The sequence below is a fragment of the Ramlibacter sp. AN1133 genome (genome assembly GCF_037890035.1).
GTDB lineage: Bacteria > Pseudomonadota > Gammaproteobacteria > Burkholderiales > Burkholderiaceae_C > Ramlibacter.
Genome location: NZ_JBBKTQ010000050.1, coordinates 1 through 1433 on the forward strand (window position 1 = coordinate 1; position 1433 = coordinate 1433).

The window sequence follows — 1433 nt, forward strand, 5'->3', positions numbered from 1 at the left end:
GGGGCTGTCCGAAATTTTGTGTTCGAGGCGCTCGGCAGACTTGTCCACGGCGGCGGGCGTCGCTTGCGACGGACGCACGCCGCGGTGGGCAAGTCGGTGCATCTTACGGGGCGGTCCTTCGGGTGAATCGGTCTTCGTAGAGGATGGCGAACTGGTTCATCGCTTCCTTCCAATTGTGCGCGGGGTGTCCCCAGTCGGCGGTGATGTTGCGCAGGGCGAGCCAGAGCAGCTTGCTGGCCGACTCGTCACTGGGGAAGTGCCCGCGGCTCTTGATGATCTTGCGCAGCTGCGAGTTGATGCTCTCGATCGCGTTGGTCGTGTAGATCACGCGCCGGATCTGAGGCGGAAACACGAAGAAGGGAATCACGTGGCTCCAGGCGCGCCGCCAGGCAGCCACGACAGTGGGAAATTTGCGACCCCACGGCCCCTGCTCGAAGGCGTCCAGTTCGGCCTCTGCGGCTTCGGCGCTGGCAGCCGTGTAGATCGGGCGAATCGCCCCAGCAAGTGCTTTTCGCTCTTTCCAGCCGACGTAGTCCAGGCTGTTGCGAATCAGGTGCACGATGCACGTCTGCAAGGTGGTGGCCGGAAACACGGTGCTCAGCGCCTCCGGCATGCCTTTGAGGCCGTCGGTGACGGCAATCAGGATGTCACCCACCCCGCGGGTCTGCAGGTCGTTGAACACCTTCATCCAGAATTTGGCGCCCTCGGTGCCTTCGATCCACAGGCCCAGGATGTCGCGGCTGCCATCGGGCAGCACCCCCAGGGCAAGGTAGATCGCCTTGTTGCGCACCACCGCGTCTTCCTTGATCTTCACGCGCAGCGCGTCGAAGAAGACCACCGGGTACATCGGCTCCAGCGGGCGTGACTGCCAGGCAGTGACCTCAGCCATCACCGCCTCGCTGACCGAACTGATGAATTCGGCGGAGACGTTGACCCCGTAGCTCTCCAGCAGGAAGCCCTGGATCTCGCGCATCGTCATGCCGCGCGCGTACATGGCGATGATCTTGTCATCAAAGCCGGTGAAGCGGCGCTCGTGCTTGGGGATCAGGATCGGGTTGAAGCTGCCGTCCCGGTCGCGGGGAATGTCCAAGCGCAGGGGGCCTTCCCCGGTCAGCACGGTCTTGCCCGTGGTGCCATTTCGTTGGTTGCCGGCCGTATCGGGCTTTGCCGCTCCGGCGGGGTAGCCAAGGTGGTGCCCCAGCTCGGCGCCCATGGCCCGCTCGATCAGGGCCTTCTTGAAGGCCATGGAGGCGGCGTTCACCGCTTCCCCCGTCATCGGGCCGGTCACGAACTGGTCAATCAGCTCCTTGGGAATCTTCGGCAGTGCAGCGGACTTCGCCGCGATCTCCGCGTTCTTCAACTTCGTCTTGCTTGGCATAACTGGTCCTCTCGGTCATGTTATGCCTCGAACACAAAATTCCGGACAGGCTCTT

Annotated in this window: 1 protein-coding gene; it reads right to left on the reverse strand. The window is 63.4% G+C overall.

The features are described from left to right. Positions 1–103: 103 nt before the first annotated feature. A complete protein-coding gene (locus WG923_RS30280; RefSeq protein ID WP_340354765.1) occupies positions 104–1378 on the reverse strand; it encodes an IS256 family transposase in 1275 nt (424 codons plus the stop codon). Positions 1379–1433: the final 55 nt, after the last annotated feature.